Raw genomic sequence first — 4918 nt, forward strand, 5'->3', positions numbered from 1 at the left:
TAGGCTCCTTCGATTAGGTTTGTGAAAGTTGGTGAACTTTGGTAATTTGTTCCATCCAATGAAAAAACATAAGTGCTTATCCCAGTATAATCAACGGTTATTGTATTGTTTTCTGAAAAATCATTAATAATAATATCGTTAATTGTTGCAATTCCGGATGGTGTAACGGTAAACGTTTTGGTTTTTGAACAATTTGAAGCATTCGTTAGAATTACTGAATAAGTTCCTGAATTTGCTACTGTAATGGTTTGAGCGTTTTGAACTGGAGTTGTATTCCAAGTATAACTAGTGAAACCAGAGCCTGCGTCTAATATTATTGAAGTATTTTCACATAACCCAACTTCTTCATCGGTAATTATCGCTGGAAACGTATTTACAATTAAATCTAAAGGATAATCTGAATAACATCCTTGAATATTGGTAATTCGAGCATATATAGTTTGCAGATACGGATTTGTATTTGCATAAATCGATGGTAAGGCTGTAGTACTAGTTGTTGATGCAAAAAATGAAATCGTATAATTTGAAGGTAAATTAGTAAATAAATCAGGGATGATATCAGTTAAATTGAATGCTGTGATTCCGTCTTGATTTGCATCAATATCACATTTTGAAAAACGTGTTTGATCGACGATTAAATCAACAGCATATTCTATATTTATTGTTCCTGTTGTTTCACAATTACCGCCATAATTTATTGTTACCGAATAATTTCCTGCCGAAGTCACTAGATAAGTTGGGTTTGTTTCACCAACTAATGGAACATTATTTTCAAACCATTGATATCCTATTGCACTAGATTGAGTGGCATTTAAAGGTAAAGTTTGAGTAGGACAAAGAGCAGTTCCAGTTGAAATTAATCGATCTTCGCCTAAATCAACTCCGAAATTAAAACTTTCACCACCTAAAAATAGTGCGGAGTCATATCTGTAATTTCCTTCATCGGCAATTACTAATTTAATATGATAAGTGTCTCCAGGGATTACATCAGATTGCGCGGTTAAAACTTTGGTTTGCCCATTAAAATTTGTTGGATGATTGATATCATTAAAAGCATCAAAATAAGCTTCATTTGCAGGTGGACAAAGAGTTCCAGGACCTCTAACCGTATTTACTTTTACAGGAATAGTTGTATTAGGAACTAAAGCTAAATTTTGATAATTTGGATCTCCGTTTCTTTTCAACAAAAAAGCAAAACCATCAGTAAAATTACATTGATTTGAGGAAGGATTCAATAAATATTGTTCGGAGGAAAAAATATAATCAAAACTAATATGATCGCCTTGCGGAATAAAATCAAATTCCAAAACGGTTGCATTAAATGTATTAGTTAATCCTAATGCCTGATTTAAATCAGAGTCGCCATTCCATCCCATATTTCCACCGTCATCAGAAAGAGAAGCATTTGGTCCAATGGTATTTATTGTTTTTCCAGTTGTTAATACAATTCCGTTTGTAAAAGGAAATCCCGTTCCAGTTGCCTCAAAATAACCATAGCTTTTTTCGCCAGAAGTAAAATTACCACCAGAGACAGCCACGTTAAAAACATTAGCACACGGACTATTGATTAATTTGTCTTCGATCAATTGCTGTGGTGTAAAACTTTCGTCTATGGTTATATATTGTGCATTTCCTAATTGAAATGCCAATCCAAAAATAAGCAATAAATAAATTTTATTTATTAAAACCATAGCATCAACAAAGATACTATAAATCTCTCTTTTTTAGGATATAATAAGAAGCATAAATAAAGATAGCAGTCCAGATAAGTACAATTGAAATTTGTGAAAAGTGAATACTATAATCTTTCACAGATTTTGCACCACCAATAGTAGCTTCAATTGTTTTGATGGCGCTTAATCTCGAAAACGGTTCTTTTATTAAATTGCTCATAGATTCAATTGGGAAGAACTGAATAATGGTATCGGCAAAATTTTTAGTTTTATCATTTCCATCTAGAATTCCAAATTTTAATATCCAATAAAAAATATTTTCAGCAATAAACCAAATAAATAAAAAGCCTAAAGCAAACGCACTTCGTTTTACTAAAATCCCTAAGAATAAACAGAATGAAAAGAATGCAATAAGTTTGACGAAAAAGGCCAATAAGTATTCCATATCTGAAAAAACAATACCAATTTCATTATAGGAAGAAAAAGAATATCCTAAGATTAGAGACATTACAAAAATAAATAGCGTAGAAGCAAGTGCAAAAGTAACTACGACTATAAATTTAGAAATAATGAATTCTTTTTTACTTAATCCATCGATTAAATTTTGTTTTAAAGTACCATAAGTATATTCATTTGCCATCATGGATACGATAACAATCGCAAGGAAAATTTTGAATAAAGCGGCAATGTAGGTGTTGAAATGCCAAATGTATGGGAAATTAAAAATTCCTTGATCGGCAATTCTAATTTCAAATGTTCCAATACTGAATTTTATGGATGCAATAAGCGCAATAAAACTTAACAAAACAAAATAGGCAATTAATAAAACTTTACTGGCTTTATTTTTCCATATTTTCTGAAATTCTATCGAAAGTAATCTTTTCATTTTGGATTAGTTTTTGGTTAATTCTAAAAATTGTTCTTCTAAACTATTTTTTCTTTTTACAAGATGTTCTAAAACTATTTTTTGGTCAAATAGAAAGGTGTTTAGCTCTTGAGCAGCAATGTCTTGTTTTAGAAAAACCAAAACTTTTTCTTCTTCATCTACTATTTTCTCAACGGAAGGATGATTTTGAAGCACTAATTTTAACTGTTGATTATTGTTTGATTTTAGCTCAAAGAAACTATTGTTTTCAATCATGTTATGAACTGAACCTTGATACAACATTTCTCCTTTGCGCAATACAACTACATGACTACACACTTTTTCTACTTCGTCTAACAAATGTGAAGCCAATAAAATAGTAGTTCCTTGTGAAGCAATAACCCTTATAATGTCTCTAATTTGGCGTATACCTTGCGGATCTAAACCATTTGTGGGTTCGTCTAGAATTAAAATTTCAGGATCATTGAGTAGGGCAGAAGCGATAGCTAATCGCTGTTTCATACCTAAAGAAAAGGTTTTAAATTTATCATTTTTTCGCTCCAAAAGTCCGACTAATTCTAATTTTTCCTCTACTTTTAAAAAGGGAGTGCCTTTTATTTTACAAACCAATTCTAAATTTTCTTTAGCGGTCATGTACGGATAAAAGTTTGGACGCTCAATAATGGCTCCCACTTTTTTTAGGGCTTCATGAGTATTTGATTTTCCTTCAAACCATTCAAATTCGCCCGAAGTTTTATTGACAACGTTTAATACAATTCCTAAAGTGGTTGATTTTCCTGAGCCATTTGGACCAAGAATGCCATAAACATTGCCTTTTTTAATTTCAAAAGAAACATTTTTAACAGCATGTAATCTTCTATTGAAAATCTTATTAAGATTGGTGATTTTTAAGATGGTTTCCAAATTCTTTTCGTTTTTTGATTTATAGATAAGACGAAAAGATTTGTAATTTGTTACCAATAAAAAGCAGTTGTTTTTGAAAAAATATCTTACGTTTTAATTGAAAAAGTAATTAGTATCAATTTACTTAAATTTCTTTGTTCTTTAGTATGATTGTTATTGGGTCTAATAATTTGTATGTAAGATGTTTACGATTTTTGTTCTTTATTGAAGTACACCAAGTAGTAATACATTTGTTTTTCTTCGTCCCAACCTTTTTCAACGAATTTCTCTGCACTTTCTGGGTTGATGAAATCTAATTTGATTTGGATATTTGTATCTAATTGAATTGTGTTTTTCAAGGTACGACGCACATCAGTTACAGCTGCATTAGCTATTGGAAAACTGGATACGTCTTCAATACTATATTTTGCACCTTTATCAACTTTATAATTTTTAAATTCTGGAATAAATTCTGGATTTTGCATTACTTCGTTCAAGAAAGCGGTTTCTTCAAATTCATCATTTTTCGCAAAGTGATTGATGGCACGATTCATAAACAATACTTCTTGTTGTTTGTCTTCGGCGGGTAAAACTACTTCTTTTGCAAACTCTTGACAGAATTTTAAGTACTTTTTGGTCATGAAGTTTTCATCTTGAAACGCATCAACAGATAGGAAATGTTCTAGCCAATAACGTGTATCGTAACGGTTACTATCAACGGTTAAAATTTTGTAACCTTCCTCTTTTTTGTAATTAAAAATGATACAGCCTTTGTCTAACTTATTTAAGTTGATTCCTTGTTGTAAAATCATTTCTAAGTTGCTTTCTTTTTCTTCAAATTGTAAGAAATCGGTTTGCACTTCACTTTTGAAAACACCAATGGCATCAACCACGTTATTATCGATCAAAACATTTGTAAAATAGGCAACATATACTTCTCCGATTTTAATATGCGGATGATTGGATTGTTCAAAAAGGTGCTGAGTAATTTTTTTTGAAACGCTGTGTATTTCACTTGGACTATTGAAAACTTCTGTTGCAAAATTAAACATTTCGTTATATTCTAAGTCTACTTCATGGGCAAATTGAAAATAGTTTTCTTCTTTTTCACGAAAAGATTTAAAGAAATATTCTTTTAATAAAGGCACAATTTCATCATTTAATCCATACGGATTTTCAGACAAGAAAATAGCTTCGTTACGACTTTTATTACCTACTCTATGAATGGATAGGTTTTCAATATGTGCGTTGAATAAGTTGATCATTTTTTTAATGTGTCAATTAGTGAATTAGTCAATGTGTCAATTTAGAGAATTAGAAAATTAATCCGGTGTTATAGCCTTATTGTTTCATTGGCATATTGGCACATTAGATTATTGGCTAATTAGTTCCAGTTTTCTTCAAATCCCATGTCTTCAAAACTGTCGTCGCCTTCAAACATGTCTAAATCGTCATCGTCTAAGTCATCTTCAAATTC

The 4918-nt window shown here is 30.9% G+C and carries 4 protein-coding genes; all 4 read right to left on the minus strand.

Features of this window, described 5'->3' with window-relative positions:
- The coding region (locus ACIQZC_RS09015; protein ID WP_396138898.1) for a choice-of-anchor L domain-containing protein at window positions 1-1664 on the minus strand (1664 nt) is incomplete at its 3' end.
- 43 nt (window positions 1665-1707) lie between these two features.
- A complete protein-coding gene (locus ACIQZC_RS09020; protein WP_396138899.1) occupies window positions 1708-2559 on the minus strand; it encodes an ABC transporter permease in 852 nt (283 codons plus the stop codon).
- Between the two features lie 6 nt (window positions 2560-2565).
- Complete coding sequence (locus tag ACIQZC_RS09025) at window positions 2566-3462, minus strand: ABC transporter ATP-binding protein (RefSeq protein WP_396138900.1); 897 nt, start codon at window positions 3460-3462, stop codon at window positions 2566-2568.
- Between the two features lie 185 nt (window positions 3463-3647).
- Complete coding sequence (locus ACIQZC_RS09030; RefSeq protein ID WP_396138901.1) at window positions 3648-4706, minus strand: nucleoid-associated protein; 1059 nt, start codon at window positions 4704-4706, stop codon at window positions 3648-3650.
- Between the last annotated feature and the right edge of the window lie 212 nt (window positions 4707-4918).

Source organism: Flavobacterium sp., from assembly GCF_044338735.1.
Taxonomy (GTDB): Bacteria; Bacteroidota; Bacteroidia; order Flavobacteriales; family Flavobacteriaceae; genus Flavobacterium.

Excerpts from the sequence above, each read along its gene's own strand:
- ACIQZC_RS09020 (WP_396138899.1), bottom strand. The coding sequence starts at position 2,559 with ATGAAAAGATTACTTTCGATAGAATTTCAGAAAATATGGAAAAATAAA.
- ACIQZC_RS09030 (WP_396138901.1), bottom strand. The coding sequence starts at position 4,706 with ATGATCAACTTATTCAACGCACATATTGAAAACCTATCCATTCATAGA.